The 18,949-nt window shown below is 59.1% G+C and carries 14 protein-coding genes and 4 pseudogenes; 8 read left to right on the forward strand and 10 right to left on the reverse strand.

The annotated features are described in order from the left end of the window. Positions 1–62 precede the first annotated feature (62 nt). Positions 63–293: pseudogene (locus VHN57_RS20920) on the forward strand (transposase); the annotation flags it as partial. A gap of 113 nt (positions 294–406) precedes the next feature. On the opposite strand, the gene VHN57_RS20925 reads toward VHN57_RS20920, so the two are convergent. From VHN57_RS20925 to VHN57_RS20940, 4 genes and pseudogenes are all read right to left on the reverse strand, one after another. Continuing rightward, positions 407–1,495, reverse strand: coding sequence for an IS5 family transposase (locus VHN57_RS20925; RefSeq protein ID WP_423286078.1), 1,089 nt, complete (start codon positions 1,493–1,495; stop codon positions 407–409). 75 nt (positions 1,496–1,570) lie between these two features. Continuing rightward, positions 1,571–1,813: pseudogene (locus VHN57_RS20930) on the reverse strand (IS630 family transposase); the annotation flags it as partial. A gap of 325 nt (positions 1,814–2,138) precedes the next feature. Then, positions 2,139–3,221, reverse strand: a complete 1,083-nt coding sequence (locus tag VHN57_RS20935) for an IS5 family transposase (RefSeq protein ID WP_423285211.1) — start codon at positions 3,219–3,221, stop codon at positions 2,139–2,141. Between the two features lie 182 nt (positions 3,222–3,403). Next, entirely contained in the window at positions 3,404–6,814 is a 3,411-nt protein-coding gene (locus tag VHN57_RS20940) for a glycosyltransferase (protein WP_423285213.1), read from the reverse strand. Positions 6,815–7,097: 283 nt separating this feature from the next. On the opposite strand from VHN57_RS20940, the gene VHN57_RS20945 reads away from it, so the two are divergent. From VHN57_RS20945 to VHN57_RS20970, 6 genes are read left to right on the forward strand one after another with little or no spacing between them, the layout of a single operon-like run. Next, the gene (locus VHN57_RS20945; protein ID WP_423285215.1) at positions 7,098–8,288 is read left to right on the forward strand and encodes a hypothetical protein; all 1,191 of its coding nucleotides are present in this window, start codon (positions 7,098–7,100) and stop codon (positions 8,286–8,288) included. A 43-nt stretch (positions 8,289–8,331) separates the two neighbouring features. Beyond that, a complete protein-coding gene (gene rfbC / locus VHN57_RS20950; protein WP_423285217.1) occupies positions 8,332–8,910 on the forward strand; it encodes a dTDP-4-dehydrorhamnose 3,5-epimerase in 579 nt (192 codons plus the stop codon). 12 nt (positions 8,911–8,922) lie between these two features. Then, a complete protein-coding gene (gene rfbB / locus VHN57_RS20955; RefSeq protein ID WP_423285219.1) occupies positions 8,923–9,999 on the forward strand; it encodes a dTDP-glucose 4,6-dehydratase in 1,077 nt (358 codons plus the stop codon). Further along, positions 9,996–10,883, forward strand: a complete 888-nt coding sequence (rfbD, locus tag VHN57_RS20960; protein ID WP_423285221.1) for a dTDP-4-dehydrorhamnose reductase — start codon at positions 9,996–9,998, stop codon at positions 10,881–10,883. The genes rfbB and rfbD overlap by 4 nt, the downstream gene beginning before the upstream one ends. Before the next feature lie 21 nt (positions 10,884–10,904). Beyond that, the gene (gene rfbA / locus VHN57_RS20965; RefSeq protein ID WP_423285223.1) at positions 10,905–11,774 is read left to right on the forward strand and encodes a glucose-1-phosphate thymidylyltransferase RfbA; all 870 of its coding nucleotides are present in this window, start codon (positions 10,905–10,907) and stop codon (positions 11,772–11,774) included. A gap of 55 nt (positions 11,775–11,829) precedes the next feature. Then, the gene (locus VHN57_RS20970) at positions 11,830–12,648 is read left to right on the forward strand and encodes a class I mannose-6-phosphate isomerase (RefSeq protein ID WP_423285225.1); all 819 of its coding nucleotides are present in this window, start codon (positions 11,830–11,832) and stop codon (positions 12,646–12,648) included. Between the two features lie 279 nt (positions 12,649–12,927). Here VHN57_RS20970 and VHN57_RS20975 read toward each other — a convergent pair whose 3' ends face one another. The 3 genes and pseudogenes from VHN57_RS20975 to VHN57_RS20985 all read right to left on the reverse strand — a co-directional run. Next, a complete protein-coding gene (locus VHN57_RS20975; RefSeq protein ID WP_423285227.1) occupies positions 12,928–14,421 on the reverse strand; it encodes a phosphomannomutase in 1,494 nt (497 codons plus the stop codon). 47 nt (positions 14,422–14,468) lie between these two features. After that, positions 14,469–15,554 (reverse strand): mannose-1-phosphate guanylyltransferase/mannose-6-phosphate isomerase, encoded by a 1,086-nt coding sequence (locus VHN57_RS20980; RefSeq protein WP_423285229.1) that lies wholly within the window; start codon positions 15,552–15,554, stop codon positions 14,469–14,471. Positions 15,555–15,826: 272 nt separating this feature from the next. After that, a pseudogene (locus VHN57_RS20985) lies at positions 15,827–16,114 on the reverse strand (integrase core domain-containing protein); the annotation flags it as partial. A 59-nt stretch (positions 16,115–16,173) separates the two neighbouring features. On the opposite strand from VHN57_RS20985, the gene VHN57_RS20990 reads away from it, so the two are divergent. Next, positions 16,174–17,397 (forward strand): IS256 family transposase, encoded by a 1,224-nt coding sequence (locus VHN57_RS20990; protein ID WP_423282641.1) that lies wholly within the window; start codon positions 16,174–16,176, stop codon positions 17,395–17,397. Positions 17,398–17,430: 33 nt separating this feature from the next. On the opposite strand, the pseudogene VHN57_RS20995 reads toward VHN57_RS20990, so the two are convergent. The 3 genes and pseudogenes from VHN57_RS20995 to VHN57_RS21005 all read right to left on the reverse strand — a co-directional run. Beyond that, a pseudogene (locus VHN57_RS20995) lies at positions 17,431–17,736 on the reverse strand (DDE-type integrase/transposase/recombinase); the annotation flags it as partial. A gap of 80 nt (positions 17,737–17,816) precedes the next feature. Further along, positions 17,817–18,206 (reverse strand): transposase, encoded by a 390-nt coding sequence (locus tag VHN57_RS21000; RefSeq protein WP_423285231.1) that lies wholly within the window; start codon positions 18,204–18,206, stop codon positions 17,817–17,819. Between the two features lie 105 nt (positions 18,207–18,311). Next, entirely contained in the window at positions 18,312–18,761 is a 450-nt protein-coding gene (locus VHN57_RS21005; RefSeq protein ID WP_423285233.1) for a transposase family protein, read from the reverse strand. Between the last annotated feature and the right edge of the window lie 188 nt (positions 18,762–18,949).

Here is an 18,949-nt window from a genome sequence, read left to right on the forward strand (position 1 = left end):
GCCATCAAATCGGAATGGTGCGCGCGATGACCTCGGAATCCGCACCAACCTTGGAAGCCATCATGTGGAACCCGACCGCCCGCGCACATCATAGCCGCGCACAGCTTCGCTATGGAAGCGATCTTACCGATGCAGAATGGCATTTGATTGAGCCGTATTTGCCCGCGCCGTGCCAATGCGGACGGCGACGGCGTTGGCCGATGCGGGAGATCATCGAGGCCATTTTCTATTTGCTGCGGGCAGGTTGTCCTTGGCGGCTTTTGCCTGACAGCTGGACACCTCGAAGAACCGTCTGATTTCGGCATGATGGCGGCTTGAAGGCTCAAGAGGGAAGTATGAGCCTTGGTTTCGGGGTCTGATCTGCTGATTTTCGTCGGTGCGGCGCCTTCACAGGCCGTCTTTGGCGTCACGCGGGCGCAATTCGCCCCTCGAGCCAGGCCAGGCGCTGGAAGTTATAGGCAAGGTTGGTCATGCCGATCTTGATACGGGCACGAGCAATGCCGATGGTGCGCACCACCAGACCCATGCGGTGCTTTTGCCCGGCAAAGACGTGCTCGACGGCGGAGCGGACCGCGGACCGCTTGGCATTGGCGCGTGCAATACGCTCAGGCATCGCTCGGCGGTGCGGCTTGCGCTGGTGGATGTGGCTGGTGAACATGCCTTTAGCGAGGAAGGCCTCGTTCTTCTTCGAGCGGTAGGCCGTATCAGCCCATACGCCCGAAGCCGTGTTGCCCCGGCTGATCAGCGTCGGCAATCGCGCGCCGTCGTGGGCATTGGCAGCGCTGGCATCCCAGGTGCGGATCAGGCCATGCGCCCGGTCGATGCCGATATGGTTCTTGTAGCCGAACATCGGGATGGCCAGGTCGACCGGCTTAAAGGCCTTGGGGTCCGCGCCTTCCTTCACCTTGGCCTTGGTGTACTTCACGCTCCAGCGGGCATCGCGATCCTTTTGCCGGATCTTCGCAGGGTTATTCTGCCAGCGCTCGGGTATCCGGCCCTCCTTGATGGCAGCCTTCTCCTCCTCGGTGTTCCGCTGCTTCGGGGCGGGTACAACGGTGGCATCGATGATCTGCCCGCCCATGGCGAGGTAGCCCCGGTCCGTGAGGGCGGCATCGAAGCGGGCAAAGAGCCTGTCGATGGCCCTGGCCTTCACCAGACGCTCCCGGAACAGCCACACTGTCGTCGCATCGGGCACCGTGCCATCCAGGCCTAGCCCCAGAAAGCGCTGGAACGAGAGGCGGTCCTTGATCTGAAACTCGGTCGCTTCGTCAGAAAGCGAGTAGAGCGCCTGCAGCACGAGGATCTTGAACATGAGGACCGGGTCGAACGGCGGGCGGCCACCCTTGCCGCGAGGATTACGGCGCAGCGCGGCTACCAGCGGTTCTCGGAAAACCTCGAAGTCCACGACGGCCGCCAGACGCTCCAGCGGATCGCCCGCAGCGCTCAATGCCTCATATCGGTCCGAAAGATCGAAGAAACCCGGCTGCCCTGCCATCATCGCCTCCGCTATCGCGCAAAGGCAGTGAATCACTTCAGGCCCTCAGGCGCCACGGGTTTTTCGAGGTGTCCAGATGTCCTTGCGTGCCTCCCACAAGGCCAGAATGTCGACCGCCCGCTCCTCCACTCGGCGGGATCGCATGTCGCCGCCTTGCGGCTTGGGAGCGAAGGCACCGGTTTCCAGACGCTGCGCCTGCCAGCGAATGGCTGTCGATGGCGCAACCCCAAAGCGCGCCGCCGCTCCTCGGCAACTCAGCCCGCCATCAATCGCCGCCAGAAGCCGCGTGCGCAAATCCATCGACAGAGGGTGCCCCATCCATGCCGGCCTCCTTCACCAGCACAGATTCTGAATCACAAATCAGACCGGAGGGAAATCCCTCATCGATTCAAAACGGTCGAAAACCGCTCTAATCCCGACTGGAGGAAATCCGGGGGTCACGTCAAAACCTGCCAGACTGTTGAAGTACAGACCGAAGTTCATCTTCTAGGGCGCCCGTCGACCCATCTGGACACCTCGAATAACCGGGTGATTTTGGTCTGATGGCGTAGGAAGGGGCACGCGGCGCTGATGAAAGGCGGCGTTTCGGCTGCATTGGCGGCGTGATCGCGGTATCGGCCGAGTTCGGGACGCCAATTCCATGTCATGCAGGCGCAGTTCTGCCCTCGAGCCATGCAAGGCGCTGGAAGTTATAGACCAGGTTGGCCATGCCGATCTTGATCCTGGCACGAGCGATGCCGATGGTACGGACGACGAGGCCCATGCGGTGTTTCTGTCCGGCAAAGACATGCTCAACGGCGGCGCGTACCTTTGAGCGCCTTGCATTGGCTCTGGCTATCCGTTCAGGCAGCGGCCGCCTAGGCAAGCGCTTCTGGTGGATATTGCTGGTGAACATGCCCCTCGCGAGGAATGCCTCGTTCTTCTTCGATCGATAGGCGGTATCGGCCCAAACGCCCGAGGCGGTGTTCTCCTTGCTGATCAGATCGGGCAGTCGCGCCCCATCATGGGCATTGGCGGCGCTCGCATCCCAGGTGCGGATCAGGCCGTGAGTCCGATCGATGCCGATATGATTTTTATAGCCGAACATCGGAATGGCCAGATCGACCGGTTTTGTCGCCCTGGGATCGGCGCCTTCCTGGGCCTTGGCCTTGGTATATTTGATCGACCAGCGCGCATCGCGGTCTTTCTGCCGAACCCTGGCCGGCGTCCAGTCCTTGGGGATGCGGCCTTCCTTGATCGCCGTTTTCTCCTCCTGGGTGTTGCGCTGCTTGGGCGCGGGCACGACGGTGGCATCAATGATCTGACCGCCCATGGCCAGATATCCCCGGTCCTTGAGCGCGGCATCGAAGCGCGCGAATAGCCGGTCGATCGCCTTGGCCTTCACAAGCCGTTCGCGGAACAGCCAAACCGTGGTGGCATCGGGCACGGTGCCTTCCAGCCCCACGCCCAGGAAACGCTGGAACGATAGCCGGTCCTTGATCTGGAACTCGGTCGCCTCGTCGGACAGCGAATACAAGCCCTGTAGAACCAGGATCTTGAACATCAGCACTGGATCGAACGGCGGTCGTCCGCCCTTGTTACGAGGGCCGCGTCGCAGCGCGGCCACCAGCGGTCCCCGGAATAGCTCGAAGTCCACCACGGCCGACAACCGTTCCAGGGGATCGCCCGCCGCGCTCAGCGCCTCGTATCGGTCCGAAAGATCAAAGAAACCCGGCTGTACTGCCATCTCTGCCTCCGCTGTCGCGTACCGGCAGTGAATCACCTCAAGCCGTCAGACGCCACCGGTTTTTCGAGGTGTCCATCTGGGGCATGCCTGAACGTGTCGACCGCTCGTTATGGGGTATCAGGCCCTTGTTCCCGTGCGAACAAGGGCAATGACCTCCATCACGCTTCCCGTGGGGGGGGCGATCAATAGGACCAGCTGATATTGGTCGCCTCCAAAACAGACTGTACTTGGCTGTCGAACGATTGCGTGCTGAATTTGTCGTCAGCAAAATCGAGCTGTGTTTTCTGCACGATATTCCACCAGTTTTCGTCTTTTATCAGGCGATTGATGGCGTTGCAGAAATCCTCGCCATTTGAATCCAGCGCGGCAACCGCCAGATTGTCCCTGATCGGGCTGGTGGCGTTGATCTGATCGGCCAGTAGTTCGGTCATCACAATCGGCGTGCCAGTCAGCATCGCTTCTATGACCTTGCAGGGTATGCCCGCCGAATATCGCGTGGGCGCCAGTGCGACGATAGCCTCTTCATAGAGTTCCGAAAGCGCCTGTTCCGATACCATGCCCAGGAAATCGATATGCGCATTGGCATTGTTTTCGCGAAATTCACGCAGGATCGCTTCATCCCAATATCCAACGAAAGTGAGGCGCTGGCCATGTTCGGCCAGCATGCTGCCGACACCTCTCAAAAGCCATTTCAAACTGTCGAAATTGGGCGATAGGGGTGAATGTACCGCGCCGACGAATAACAGGCGTGTCCGATCCTTGCGCGGCTTGCTGGATCGCAAAATGCCGCTTGCAGTATGCGAAATGACTGAAATGTTGCTCAGTCCGATGGACCGGAGGTAATTTTCGTCCCTGTCATTGACGGCGATGAAGTGATCGACGATCGCCGACGCGTTGAATTCTGCGGATACCAGATCCATGATCTCGCCCTCTTCCGGCGGGCGGCCTTGCAATTTTGCCAGTTCGATCGTGCGCTGGACGCTGACGGCTTCCGTGTCGCAAATGACCTTGATGCCCCACTTGTCCTTGTAGACCTTTATCGGATCGTAAAAGCGCGACAGGTTGTGCGAACGGCAGACCCAGATGTGTGAATAGCCCCCGGGCGTCCGGTTAAGCACCGCGTCCAGCGATTCTCCCGGCATCCAGCTACGGTACAGCATAACGTCGCCGAATTCATAATCATCGACCTTGATCGTCGGATTGACGGCCAGGACATCATAGGCAACGCCCATTTTGTGGAACGTCCGCAATATTTCGGCGGCGCGGCCAAAACCCGAACCCAGCCTGCTGTCGGGTACCAGATCCTCGATTACTAGCACGCGGCTTTTGGCGACGCCAAGGCGGGACAAGCCTGCTGCCCCCATTATCTTGTCGATCGTGGGCCTGGCGCGGAATTTGGAATGCTTCTTGAGGAAGCGCTTTCTGTTGCGCAGGATCGTCGGATGACTGACGGTCGCGGGACGACCCTTCATGAAACTCGCATGCTCATAATGGGTGATCGTGATGCCGGTATCGACAAAAATCTGCTTGCCTAGCTCATCGGCTATCCTGGAACATAGATCGACTTCTTCATAATAGCCGGGAGAAAATACTTGATCAAATCCACCCATCTTGTGGAAATCTTCACGCGACAGGCAAAGGAAACACCCGGACACATAGTCAACCGGGTGAATCTCTTCGATGGCATTGTAAATTGACCTTTCCCCCCGGCCAAAGCCGAACGAATTGCCGTCGCCGGCCACGAACGCACCGACTTCCTGGATGGTAAGATCCATCGACAGAATGCGCGGGCCGATGGCGCCGCAATTTGGTGTCTTATAGTAGCTTTCAACCAGATCGGCGAACACATTGGGTTCGAATTCGATGTCGTTATTGACAACCACCACAAGATCGCCGGTCGCCATTCCGGCGCCCAGATTGGCGGCGCCAGGATATCCCAATGCCTTGACTTCGTTGACATATTTGATGCCTGACGTCGTCGCCAGCAAATCGGCGGTTGTATCCGTGCTGCCATTGCTGACGACAACCACTTCCATCGTGCGCCCGGTGCGTCTTTTCAGTTCCGCCGCCCCGAAAAAGGCGAGCTCCAGGAACCGCGCGGTAAAGCTGGCCTGATTATGGACGGGTACGACTACGGATAGAACAGGCGAATCGTCGGTCACCGACGTGAAGTCAAACGGGTGGCGCTGGCTTCGGGCCTCTGCGTCCTTGGCCCGGCGTTCATATAATGCCTTGGCCTGAAGCATGTCTATATTGCGATCCGCCAGCGGACGGGCGGCGCGCATATTTTCGTGGCGGCCGATCAGCAGAAAATATTCCAGCAAGGAAAGGCCGAGCTTGCGCGACTGATCGCCGACCCAGGGATAGCGTGCGCCCAGATATTGCTGATCGAAATAAGGGTTGGGATTTCGCCCTTCCATCACCCCGAACAGCAGGAAATGGTGCGATACGCTGATGACATGCTGGCCATCTGCAACGACGTCGGGGTTGGCGCTCTTGTAAAACCCCAGGTCAAAGTCCGGCAAGAAGGGGACGTCATAAACATATGTGTTGCAGGCGAACGTTTCCAGCAAACAGCTATGGTCGCCATTTCGCACCTGAAGCTGCATCGACGGATTCATGATCCGATAATATTCGGGATCGAACAGGGCCGATGTCCTGAATTCGTCGAACTGACCCAGTGTCACGAAATGGTTGAAAAACGAATGGGTCTGATCCAGTCCGCTGTTCAATATGGCGTAGGCCGTCGGGCAAAACAGCCAGTGCGGACGGATATTATGTCGATCGCCATGCACCAGAAAATCAAGATAGGGGTCGTCATGCGGAACCCACGGATCGATCTGCCCACCCGAAAAGGCCGCTTCCCGCTGCGACAGATAATAGTTGGCATTGAACAGCCAGTGCGAAACCAGTCCGCGATTGAAAGCGATTTTCAGCTTTATCAGAACATCCTGCAGGGTGAATTCTGTAGGCTTTTTCCTGCTCCCGAATATTGCGCGCCGCAAATCCTTGTTACGGGGGCCGCTGATGTTGAAAAACGGCGAAATTTCTGCTTCGCCTGTAACAGTCATCAGAGCGGCGAGAGCCTGTAGTTCGGATTTTTGCGCATAGCGCAGGGTCGGTACATTCTTGTTGAAGCGAATAAACCATTCATCATCGAAACTGATGATATCGTTGATCAATTCGTCATAATCTTGGGGCGCAAAATAATCTTCTGAAATCATTAAAGAAACGAGACGAGCATTGTATGGAACGCTGTCGCTTCCGATTATGTTTTCGAGTAAGTTTATGCCGGAAAGAAGGAAATCTGGCCATGTTTTTGAACGTGGTGAAGATGCGCCAATATCGGAAAGAAATGATGGTATTTTTGATATAATTTCCAAATTTCTATTTTCGAAAAGAATTATCACTCCACCAGCAAGGATATCTTCACATTTCTTGTTGAATTCATCTGAACCGGATATGGCTTTAATAAGATTTATCACTGGATTGCCAATCCAAGGATGATCTTCTTCTGGATTGCGGCCAAAGAATATATTGTAGAGGCAATCTACTGCATCTTCATTGCAAGGTGTGTTCAGAAAATCACTCACGATCAAATTCACCTTCAACTGGGACCGTCCAATGATCCATAGAATGCCTGAAATTCGGTTGGACCGCATTTCCGAAGCAACAGATTGTTCGCATATCAATCCGATCGCATTATGGGAACTCCATTCGTATGGCACCGTTGTTTGAGTTATATTGCACGAATCTTGAACGGCAGCCCGACCCTGCGACGGGTTAAAGGCAGGTTATGTGGCCATGAACAACGAACGTGGCGATCCATAATGATGTGCAATTAATTGGCCGATCGTTTTGAAAAGGTTTTGCGACGTGGAGGCAGAAGATTTCAGCATAGAGAATGAAACGCAGGTTGAAATCGCTGCGCTGTTTCGGGACCGATTGGGCGCTGTTCCAACCGAAAGTTTTTTACGAGATCCCAAATTAGTCTCGATCGTTTCCCCGTTGATCCAGAAACATGCGCAAAATGAGGTTGCAACTCTGGAGCAGCGCATGTCTGTGCCATGCCCGATCCGGAATGATATGGGCCAATTGCGCATGGCTTTTACCAATATTGCGCTGGATGGCTTTGCGGGTTCGGAATTATGGACCCTTGAAATGGCCTCCTACATGCATCGATCGGCTGTTCCGACGATAGTATATTCCCCCCATCTGGGTGCCGTGGCGGAGAAGTTTGCCATCAAGGGGTTCGAGATCACCGATGACCTTGGGATGCTTGAAGCTTTTGCTCCCACGGTGCTGCACACCCATCACCAGCAAGAAACGGCGCAGGCGCGCATCGCGGTTGGCCCGAACTGCCGACAAGTCAATATGATACATGGTCTGCTGCCTCATCCCGAGTGGCCGGGCGCGGATATGGATGCCTATGTGGCGGTGTCCTTGCATGCCAAGGCGAAAACGGCGCTACTTGGCCCGCCTGGATGGGACGACATCACACTGATGCCCAATTTCTTCGATCCCAAACGCTTCGGCAACAAACAGGCGGAGCGGCGCAGCAACGCACTGCTTCATTCCAGTCGCGTAACGGATGTTAACATCCGGCAGATGCAGGGGGTTCTGGAACAGCATGGCCTCACTCTCGACCATATCGGATATGGTGGTACGGTGGAGGCCAGTCCTGAGATGGTCCTGCCGCAATATAATGTGGTCTTTGCGGCGGGGCGATCCGCCATTGAAGCCCTTGCGAGCGGTTGCCACGTCATTTTGTGGGATCAGGGGATCGTCGGACCAGCAATTACGACGGGCAATTTCTGGTACGTCCTTGCCGCCAATTTCTCGGTTGCGTCCTGTATCCTGCCATTTGTCATGGCTGATGATCCCGCGATGGAAAAATGGCTGGCTGAACAGCTTCTTTTGCTGGAAAATCCCATGCCATTGCAGGCGCTGGTTCACGAATATCTGACCGTTGACGTGATTGGTGCGCGGATGCTGGCGATATATGACAGCCTGTCTAATCGCGCATCCGGCAACAAAAATTTTGCGCCACATGCCTCATCTTCATAAATGAGACTTGGCGGAATGCGTGTAGTCGCGCTAACCTGAACTAATGGATCCCACAATTTCTCCTGTTCGCCTGATCGTGCCGCGCCGGCATGGTGATTCCCGCGGTTGGTTTACCGAAGTTTATTCCGAACCGGCTTTTGCAGCGCTGGGCATCGAATGTCGCTTCGTTCAGGACAATCATTCCCTTTCAGTGGCGCCATTCACCCTGCGCGGCCTCCATTTCCAGACCCCACCAAGGGGGCAGGACAAGCTGGTGCGCTGCATCAGGGGGCGTATATTCGATGTTGCTGTCGATGTGCGCAAAGGGTCGCCCACCTACGGACATTGGGTTGGTGCTGAACTTTCCGCCGAAAATGGCCATCAGCTTTTTATCCCGATCGGTTTCGCCCATGGCTTCCTGACGCTCGAACAGGATTGTGAAATCAGCTATAAATGTTCGGATACCTATGCGCCTGCGCAAGATAGCGGCCTGCGATGGGACGATCCGGCCATAGGGATCGACTGGCCTCTGCCTGACGGTCAATCCCCTGAACTTTCGGCAAAGGATAATCTCCAGCCTTTGCTTGCCGATTTTGACAGCCCCTTCTCCTATGACGGCCGCCCACTTCTGCCGCTTAATTAAGGTACCCAACCCATGCGCGTAATCGTCACCGGCGGCGCCGGCTTCATTGGTTCTGCTCTCGTGCGTTATCTGGTGCTGGAAAAGGGCTATGACGTCCTCACCATCGACGCGCTGACCTATGCCGGCTGCGAAGCGTCGCTGAAGGAAGTGGAGGGCAAGAACACCCACCAGTTCCTGCACGCCAATATCTACGATCGCGCGGCGATGGATGCGGCGATTACGGGCTTCAAGCCCGACCGCATCATGCATCTGGCCGCCGAAAGCCATGTCGACCGCTCGATCACCGGCGCTGCCGATTTCATCCAGACCAATGTGGTGGGCAGCTTCACCCTGCTGGAGGCCGCCCGCGCCTACTGGAACGGCCTTGACGGCGACGCCAAGGCCGCCTTCCGCTTCCTCCATGTCTCGACCGACGAAGTCTATGGCTCGCTAGGCGACGAAGGCCTGTTCGAGGAAACCACGCCCTATGATCCCTCCTCGCCCTATTCGGCGTCGAAGGCTGCGTCCGATCACCTCGCCAAGGCGTGGCAGCGCACCTATGGCCTGCCGGTGGTGGTGTCCAACTGCTCGAACAATTACGGGCCTTACCACTTCCCCGAAAAGCTCATTCCGCTGACGATCCTCAACGCGCTCGCGGGCCGCAAGCTGCCGGTCTATGGCAAGGGCGAGAATATTCGCGACTGGCTCTATGTCGACGATCATGCCCGTGCCCTCGACATCATCATCGAGCGGGGCGAGCCGGGCGAAACCTACAATGTCGGCGGCCGTAACGAGCGGAAGAATATCGACGTGGTGCTGCGCATCTGCGCGGTGCTGGACGAACTGGTGCCGACCGACAGCCCGCGCGCGGGGCTGATCGAATATGTCACAGACCGTCCGGGCCATGACGCCCGCTACGCGATCGACGCGACCAAGCTGGAGGATGAACTGGGCTGGAAGGCGCAGGAGAATTTCGACAGCGGCATCGAAAAAACCGTGCGCTGGTATCTGGACAATCAATGGTGGTGGCAGCCGCTGCGTGAACAATATGACGGCCAGCGCCTCGGCCTCGACAAGGCTGACAAGGCCGACGCCAAGGTGCCTGCATGAAGATCGCCGTCACGGGAACGACGGGGCAGGTCGTCACCAGCCTCATCGAACGTGGCACGGCCGCCGGGCATGACATAATCGCGATCGGCCGCCCCGATCTCGACCTTGCCGACCCTGCGTCGGTCGTGCGCGCGCTGACGGCTGCTGCGCCCGACGTGATCGTGTCCGCCGCCGCCTATACCGCGGTGGACAAGGCGGAGAGCGAAAGCGATCTGGCCCATGCCGTCAACGGCGCAGGGCCGGGCGCCGTGGCGCAGGCGGCAAAGGCGCTGGGCGTCCCGCTCATCCACATCTCGACCGACTATGTGTTCGACGGGACGCTGGACCGCCCCTATGTGGAAAGCGATCCGACCGGTCCCACCGGCGTCTATGGCGCGTCGAAACTGGCGGGTGAACGCGCCGTGCTGGACGGTCACGACAACAGCGCCGTCCTGCGCGTGGCATGGGTCTACAGCCCGTTCGGCGGCAATTTCGTCAAGACCATGCTGCGTCTGGCGGCCGACCGCGACGAATTGGGCGTCGTGGGCGATCAAGTCGGCAATCCGACCAGCGCGCTGGCCATAGCGGACGGCATCATAAAGGTGGCTACCAATATGGTATCCGATAGTAGCCCTGCGCTGCGCGGCACCTTCCACATGACTGCGCCGGGCGAAGCCAGCTGGGCCGATTTCGCCGCAGCGATCTTCGCGGCGTCGGCGGCGCGCGGTGGCCCATCGGCATCGGTACGCCATATCGGCACGGCCGATTATCCCACGCCCGCCACCCGGCCCGCCAATTCGCGGCTCGACTGCGGCCTGATCGCCAGCGTCCATGGCGTGACGCTGCCGGAATGGCGCGCATCATTGGACGACGTAATGGATCGCCTGCAACCGGCGGCCCACTGATTATCTGGGGAAGTTGAAGCTATGAAGGGTATCATTCTTGCCGGGGGCAGCGGCACGCGTCTCTATCCGATGACGCTGTCGATCTCGAAACAGCTCATGCCGGTCTATGACAAGCCGATGATTTATTATCCTCTCAGCACGCTGATGCTGGCGGGCATTCGCGAAGTGCTGATCATCTCCACCCCGCGCGACCTGCCGGCCTTCCAGTCGCTGCTGGGCGACGGTTCCGCCTGGGGCATGACCATCGACTATGCCGAACAACCCAGCCCCGACGGTCTGGCGCAGGCCTATATCATCGGCGCGGATTTCGTCGGCAACGAACCGTCGGCGCTGATCCTGGGCGACAATATCTATCATGGCCATGGCCTGCCGGAAATTCTCGCCAGCGCCTCCTCGCGCGCCAGCGGCGCCAGCGTCTTCGCCTATCATGTCAGCGATCCCGAACGCTATGGCGTGGTCAGCTTCGACGATCAGATGAAGGCGCTCACGATCGAGGAAAAGCCCGAAAAGCCGCAGTCCAACTGGGCTGTCACCGGCCTCTATTTCTATGACCATCAAGTCGTGGACATCGCGGCGAACCTGAAACCATCGCCCCGTGGCGAGCTGGAAATCACCGACGTGAACCGCGTCTATCTGGAACGCGGCGAACTCAACGTCGAAATCATGGGCCGTGGCTATGCCTGGCTCGACACCGGCACGCCCGACAGTCTGCTGGATGCGGCAGATTTCGTCCGTGTCCTCGAAAAGCGTCAGGGCTTCAAGATCGCCGCGCCCGAGGAAATCGCCTATCGTCAGGGCTTTATCGATGGTCCACAGCTGGAACAGGCGATCGTCAAGCTCGGCAAGTCGGACTATGGCCGTTACCTGCGCGCCCTGCTGACCGAAGGCTGAGGCCCGGCACTGGCACCGGCTTGACCCTTGCCCCACGGGATACGATAGAAACGCAATGTCTAACCAGAAACTTGCCACCCATTATGTCGAAAAACCATGGGGCCGGACCGACCTGCCGCCGATCTTCGCGGCTGCCGGCGCGGGGCGCCAGATCGGCGAGGTCTGGTTCGAAAGCGCGGACGGGCGCGACCTGCCGCTGCTGGTCAAATATATCTTCACCAGCGACCGCCTCTCGATCCAGGTCCATCCCAATGACGCGCAGGCCGTGGACAAGGGCCTGCTGCGCGGCAAGGAAGAGATTTGGTACATCCTCGACTGCGGGCCGGGCGCGACGCTGGGCATCGGCCTGACCGCCCCCATGACCCCCGACCAGTTCCGCGCCGCCGCGCAGGACGGATCGCTGGAACATTGGATTGACTGGAAGCCGGTCAAGCCGGGCGACTGCTATTTTATCCCGGCGGGCACGGTTCATGCGATCGGCGCCGGCATCACGCTGGCCGAAATCCAGCAGAATAGCGACATCACATATCGCCTGTATGATTATGGCCGCCCGCGTGAACTGCATCTGGACGATGGCGTCGCGGTCAGCCGTCTGCTCCCCTATGACCGTGCCGTCACGAAAGCGCTGCCTGGCGTCGAAACCCGGCTGATCGGCGGCGATGAAGCCCCCTTCTCGCTCGACCTCGTCCACTGGACCGAAGACCAGAGCGTCTCCGTACCTGCCGGCAAGCAACTCTGGTTCACGCCCCTGAGCGGCGCGGGCACGGTGGGTGGCCTGTCATGGGAAAAGGGTGACTGCCTGCTGCTAGAGGGCAACTGCGCCTTCACCCTGACGACAGGCCCGATCTCCGCCCTGCTCGCCATCCCGCGCTGACCGGGAAGGGTTGGAGGACGGTTTGCTTTACCTGCCAAATACGTCATCCCAGCCTGCGCTGGGATGACGAGAATGGATGGCCGTCATTGGCCGTTATCCGCCCCTTCGCCGCAAGTGCATCATTCGCAAGCTACTGATTATAAAAGAAAATAGGACGTTGCGCGTTCATCTCCAATAGGGTGTTCAAAAAAATTGTTAGATATCAATACTATATGCCATGCCAAAGCGCTGCAACTGACTCACTCGCTGTCTCATTATCGGTAAGGCCCGGACCCGCCATCAGGCCGGAACGCTATAGTCCCGCACCAGCGCCAGCGCCAGCGCATTGAGCGAAGCCGCTCGCGCCACGCTGCCGCTTTCGGTGTAGCATCGCAGTTCGGGCGCATTGCCGCTCGGCCGCAGATGGATGATGTCGCCACCGGCAAAGTGGATGCGCAGCCCGTCGGTCCGGTCGATCCCGTCCGCTTCGCCCGCCAGATCCCCGAACATGGCCGTCAGCCGCTTGAGGATCGCGGCCTCATTCCCCTGCTCCAGATGCGCGATCAGCGCCTGGCTCTGCGCCGTGGGATAATTCTGCAACCGCTCGCTGAACGTATAGCGTTCGGGTAATTGCGCCTGAAGCGCCGACAGCGTCACGCCGCGCCGCTTCGCATCCACCAGCACCGACAGGATCGGCAGCACCGCGTCCCGCGTCGGCAGCGCGTCCAAAGTCCGTCCGTCCACTTCGACCGGCGTCGCCAGCAGGAAACCGCCATTGGCCTCATAGCCGCACACGCTCCCCTGCCCCTCAGCTACCAGCGCGTTCATCGCCTCGATGACGAAGGGCGACCCGATCCGCGTCCGCTCCACGGGACTGAACAGCCCCGACAGCTCGACCGCGCTGTTGCAGCTGACCGGCGTAGCGATCGCCGCGATGCTCAATGCCCGCGCACTCAATATGCCCAGCACGTCGCCGCGCATCCAGACACCATGCTCGTCGGCCAGCAGCGGCCGGTCGCTATCCCCGTCGGTCGACAAGATCGCGTCCAGCTTGAGCTCCGCCGCCCATTGCCGCGCCAATGCCTGATCCTCAGGCCGCACCGCCTCAGTATCCACGGGGATGAAGCGATCCGACCGGCCCAGCGACACGGCCGCCCCGCCCAGCGCCTCGACCAGCGCGACCACTATGTCGCGCCCGACCGCCGAATGTTCGTAGACGCCCAATGTCATACCGCTCAGCGCCGCCGCGCCAAAGGCACCGACATAGCGCGCAATATAGGGCTTGGCGGCATCCACTAGCGGCTCGGCGGGTAAGGCGTCTGCCAGCATCCCGGCATCGTCGAACAGGTCGGGCAGGATCACACTCTGCGCCCGGATCGCCATCTCGTCGGGCTTCAGCACTTCGCCATCGGTACGGTTGAACTTTATGCCGTTGCGGTCGTCGGGGATATGGCTGCCCGTCACCATCAATGACGGGATGCCGTGCGCAAAGGCGTGGGCCGCCACGGCGGGCGAAGGTACGAACCCGCAATAGTCGACCGTCCCGCCCATATATCGCACCGCCGCGGCGCAGGCCGCCATGATGCGCGGACTGGACGGCCGCAGGTCGCCCGCGATCGCGACAGCGGTGCCGGGCGCAAACTGCCCGATCACGGACAGATGTTGTAGGAAAGCGGCGGTATAGGCGAAACAGACTCGGTCCGTCATCGCGCTCACCAGACCGCGTGCGCCACTGGTCCCGAACGCGACGCCCGACTGCGCCATCAGGTCGGCGATGGAAACGGATTGCGTCATGTCTCTCTCCACACCACACTTATCCTGCACGGCCAAGCGATGGGTAATCAGTTGCTGGATGTCGCGGCGGCGATGGCCTTGATCGCTTCGGTCACCTTGCGGACCTTCTGGGATTCCCCGCGCTTCAGGATCATGATCTCCCCCTGTGACACGACGACGATCAGGTCGTCGACATCGACCAGTGTGACCCGCGGCCCGTCGCTGTGGACCAGGCAGTTGCGCGCACCCAGCAGCAGAGCGTCGCCGCGCACGGCATTCTCGTCGGTGCAACGGGTGCTGACCGCATGGAGGGAATCCCAGCTGCCGACATCCGACCAGCCCATGCTGACCGGCACGCAGGCAACCTGCGTTTCCCGCTCCATTATCGCATAATCGACGGAATCCGACGGGCAGGCATGAAAGGCTTTGGCGTCGGGGAAGATATGCGCGCCGTCCCGCTTGGCCTGTTCCATCGACGTCTGTACTGCGGCCAGCATGTCGGGCTGATGCTTTTGCATCGCGGCCAGATAGGCGTCGGCGCGGAACAGGAAAATGCCTGCATTCCAGGCATGGTTGCCCTCCGCCAGCATGCGTTCGGCATTGGCGACGTTGGGTTTCTCCACGAAGCGTGCGACTTCATGTACGGCATCGCCGCAAAGCTTGCCCATCTGAATATAGCCATAGCCAGTTTCGGGGCCATCGGGTGTGACGCCGAACGTTACCAGCCACCCCTTGGCGACCAGCGGCAGGGCGCGGGCGATGGCTTCATGAAAAGCGGCTAGGTCGCCGATGACATGATCGCTGGGCATCACCAGCATTGCATCCTCGCCCTGCGCTTCCAGCGCGGCAAGCGCGATGGCGGGTGCGGTGTTGCGGCCGATCGGCTCCAGAATGACCTGATAATCGGCGATACCGTTCTGTTGCAGCTGTTCGTCGATAATGTCGGCATGGGCTGCATTCGACACCAAGATCGGATGGCCCACGGATGCTCCTTTAAAACCCTGTGTCCGCATGGCGGTCAGCTGCAGCATGGTGTCATCGGCCGTCAGGGGTAGCAACTGCTTAGGGCGTTCGGGCCGGGAAACAGGCCATAAGCGTGTGCCAGACCCGCCCGACAGGATGACGGGGACAATATTCAAGGGATCGCTAATCATGTCTCGCCTGAATTAATGAATGATCTTGCCAATTTGCGGTGCGACCCCGCAATCGCTTTGCGCTTCATGGGCGCAAAGCGAAAGCTTGCCAAGCCTTATATAGGCGTCGCGTAGATCTGGGAAAATGTGACGATTCGTTATTCGAATAAATCAGTTCACTAGGGTCTGTGGTCTGCTGCCGGTTTGATGGACACCGAGATAAGGTGTTTTCACCTATCGGAGAGCAGGAATGCAGAGATGATCTGCCCCCACCGAGTGGACCGATTGGTTTGTTAGTGCATTAAGCTCATCGCCGCCATATCCGGACGGAGGTGGAGCGAAGCGGAACCGGAGGCCGGATATGGCGGTGTCGCCGTTTCTGGTGCCGGTGGCCGATAGCCAAGACTGCTGTGCGGGCGTACGGTGTTGTAATGCCGCCGCCAGGCTTCGATCAGCACCCTGGCCTCGGCGAGGCTGTAGAAGATTTCACCATTGAGCAGTTCGTCGCGCAGCGACCCATTGAAGCTTTCATTATAGCCATTCTCCCATGGCGATCCCGGCGCGATGTAGAGCGTCTTCACGCGGGACTATCAGGAATTTCGTGTGCGGCGAGGCATAATGGGCAACAAGGAGACCCAATATGTCACGACGGAAAGAACCCTCGATACCGAACGACATTCTCGATCAGTTGCTGGCCGGCACTGACGCGGCGGCGGCGCTCAGCCAGGGCGGCTTGCTCGATTCCCTGAAGAAGGCTTTTGCCGAACGGGCCCTCAACGCGGAGATGGATCATCATCTCGGGCACAATGACCAGGTCGGCAACAACCGCAATGGCTATGGTCGCAAGACGGTGACGACCGACAGCGGGCGGATCGAGATCGAGGTGCCGCGCGATCGAGCCGGCAGTTTCGATCCGCAGCTGATCGCCAAATACCAGCGGCGCTTCCCCGGCTTCGACGACAAGATCATCTCGATGTATGCGCGCGGCATGAGCACCCGGGAGATCACGGGTCATCTGCGCGAACTATATGGCATTGATGCTTCGCCCGATCTGATCAGCACGATCACCGACGCTGTGCTGGAGGAAGTCGCGGCCTGGCAGCAACGCCCGCTGGACCCGGCCTATCCGCTGGTCTTCTTCGATGCGATCCGGGTCAAGATCCGCGATGAGGGCATGGTCCGCAATAAAGCTATCCACATCGCCCTGGGCGTCATGGCCGACGGCACCAAGGTAATCTTGGGGCTATGGCTGGAACAGAATGAAGGCGCCAAATTCTGGCTGCGCGTCATGAATGAACTGCGCAACCGCGGCGTCGAGGACATCATGCTGGCCGTCGTCGATGGCCTCAAGGGCTTTCCCGACGCCATCAATGCGGTCTTCCCCGAAGCGATGGTCCAGACATGCATCGTACACTTGCTGCGAAACTCGATGGATTTCGTCGCGTGGAAGGATCGCAAGGCGCTCGGAATGGCTCTGAAAGCCATCTACCGTGCCGTTGATGCAGTGGCCGCCGAGGAAGCGCTGACAGCCTTCGAAGCAAGCTTCTGGGGGCAGCGCTATCCCGCCATCGGCCAGAGTTGGCGCCGAGCATGGCCCGAGGTCATCCCATTTTTCGCCTTTCCTGATGAGGTCAGGCGGATCGTCTACACCACAAATTCGATAGAAGCCTTGAACTCCAAGCTTCGCCGCGCTGTTCGTGCCCGGGGCCATTTCCCCAGTGATGAGGCCGCCACCAAGCTGCTCTATCTGATCTTGAACCGATCGGAAAAAGAGTGGAAAATGCCACCGCGCGAATGGAACATGGCGAAGGCGCAATTTGCCGTGCTCTTCGGCGAACGTTTCATCAGGGCCATGACGGCCTGATGGTCAACCGCCTCGCCGCACACGAAATTCCTGATAGTCCCTCTTCACGCCGATCTGCCGCAGCCATTGCTGGACGGCATTGGCGATAAATTCGGCGCCATTATCTGACCGTATATGTGCAGGCGGGCCGCGCGAGATGAACAGGTCCGCCAAGGCCGCCAGCACATCCTCATGCTTGAGCTGTCGCGCAACGATAAGCGCCAGACATTCCCTGCTGACCTCGTCGATGATCGTCAGGATGCGGAACTTGCGGCCGTCATGCGTGCGCCCCTCGACGAAGTCGTAGGCCCACACATGCCCAGGATACTCAGGCCGCAGGCGGATGCATGATCCTGTTGATTGCCACTGAGATGTGACCCGGGGGCGCTATAAGTTTCCACTGAGAATTGGCTCTGAATCACTTTTGCTGCTGGTGATGGTCATACGCCGACCACGCGAGCGCGCAGCAGGTCCAGCTTCGCTCGACCATACATCTGTCGTTTTATCAGCTTGAGGCGAGTGATTTGGCCCTCGGTCTGCCCATTTGACCACGGTGAAATGATCGCGTTGCGTACCGCAATCAGGTCCTTTTCTACACCGTTGACAAAGGAAGCGACAAGGCTGTCCTTGGCCAGCTCGATCCACCCATCAAGTTTCGCGGCTGACTTTGATCTGATCATCGATTGGAAGTCGCCGATTGCTTTGCGTGCCGTCACCAACTCAGGGACACAGTTCTCGATGACGGCAACGAGGATGGCATCTGATTTGCCCAATCCATCCTGAGCGGAGGTCATCAGGCGAGCCAGAACCCGCGCCGAGGGTGTGCGCATAAGGCCGCTTTGGCCGGCCTTTTCAGCGAGGCGGCGCCGTTGAGCCCACTGCGAGACGATCCCTCGCTGTCCAACAAAACCTTCTGATGGAGGTCGTCACATCGATCAACAGCGTGCCGCCGCACCACCCCGCAGCAAAGTGTCCTTGCTCACCGGCACCATTAGACGGTTGGCAAATGCGGCTCCAGGTCTCCCGCCCAATGCGAGGCCCAGATGGTGGACAATTGTCTCAAGACGTTGAGTACGCCGGCCATATCGCGCCAGGACACCTACATCGAACCGTTCGCAGAAGATGCGCCGACCGCACACGACCGCGTCACACCAGAAGCGGCGCGCCTGGATCGTTAGAACGACACGGCGGCCCGCCAACGGTAAATCCGAAGGTCTCCGCACATACCGGCTCTGAACTCGCTGGCTTGGGCGGCCACAATCCGGACAAACGCCTGAAAGGCAGCGAGAACGCAGTTGAATATGGAAATCATCTCCGACACCCTGCAGTGACACCACCGCAAAGCCTTCAGGGGCAAGACGCGCTCGTTGAAATCGCCCGTGCATGACAGATCCTCCCAGTAAAGCGGGGGAAGGATACCATCACCAGCAGCAAAAGTGATTCAGAGCCATTTCTCAATGGAAACCCCGGGTCACATCTCAGTAGCAATCAACAGCCTGACAGAAGACCGCACTCGATCACCAGTTCAGAAGGTCAAAACCCTCTTGCATCACGGGCGGCAACCACAGAAGTC

The sequence above is a fragment of the Sphingobium salicis subsp. salicis genome, assembly GCF_049472635.1.
GTDB lineage: Bacteria > Pseudomonadota > Alphaproteobacteria > Sphingomonadales > Sphingomonadaceae > Sphingobium > Sphingobium yanoikuyae_A.

Bases quoted from the DNA above. Each gene is read 5' to 3' on its own strand.
- VHN57_RS20990 (WP_423282641.1), top strand. From the start codon at position 16,174: ATGTCACGACGGAAAGAACCCTCGATACCGAACGACATTCTCGATCAG.
- VHN57_RS20975 (WP_423285227.1), bottom strand. From the start codon at position 14,421: ATGACGCAATCCGTTTCCATCGCCGACCTGATGGCGCAGTCGGGCGTC.
- rfbA (WP_423285223.1), top strand. From the start codon at position 10,905: ATGAAGGGTATCATTCTTGCCGGGGGCAGCGGCACGCGTCTCTATCCG.
- rfbB (WP_423285219.1), top strand. From the start codon at position 8,923: ATGCGCGTAATCGTCACCGGCGGCGCCGGCTTCATTGGTTCTGCTCTC.
- VHN57_RS20925 (WP_423286078.1), bottom strand. From the start codon at position 1,495: ATGGCAGGGCAGCCGGGTTTCTTCGATCTTTCGGACCGATATGAGGCA.
- rfbD (WP_423285221.1), top strand. From the start codon at position 9,996: ATGAAGATCGCCGTCACGGGAACGACGGGGCAGGTCGTCACCAGCCTC.
- VHN57_RS21005 (WP_423285233.1), bottom strand. From the start codon at position 18,761: ATGCACGGGCGATTTCAACGAGCGCGTCTTGCCCCTGAAGGCTTTGCG.
- VHN57_RS20970 (WP_423285225.1), top strand. From the start codon at position 11,830: ATGTCTAACCAGAAACTTGCCACCCATTATGTCGAAAAACCATGGGGC.
- VHN57_RS20935 (WP_423285211.1), bottom strand. From the start codon at position 3,221: ATGGCAGTACAGCCGGGTTTCTTTGATCTTTCGGACCGATACGAGGCG.
- VHN57_RS20980 (WP_423285229.1), bottom strand. From the start codon at position 15,554: ATGATTAGCGATCCCTTGAATATTGTCCCCGTCATCCTGTCGGGCGGG.
- VHN57_RS21000 (WP_423285231.1), bottom strand. From the start codon at position 18,206: ATGCGCACACCCTCGGCGCGGGTTCTGGCTCGCCTGATGACCTCCGCT.
- rfbC (WP_423285217.1), top strand. From the start codon at position 8,332: ATGGATCCCACAATTTCTCCTGTTCGCCTGATCGTGCCGCGCCGGCAT.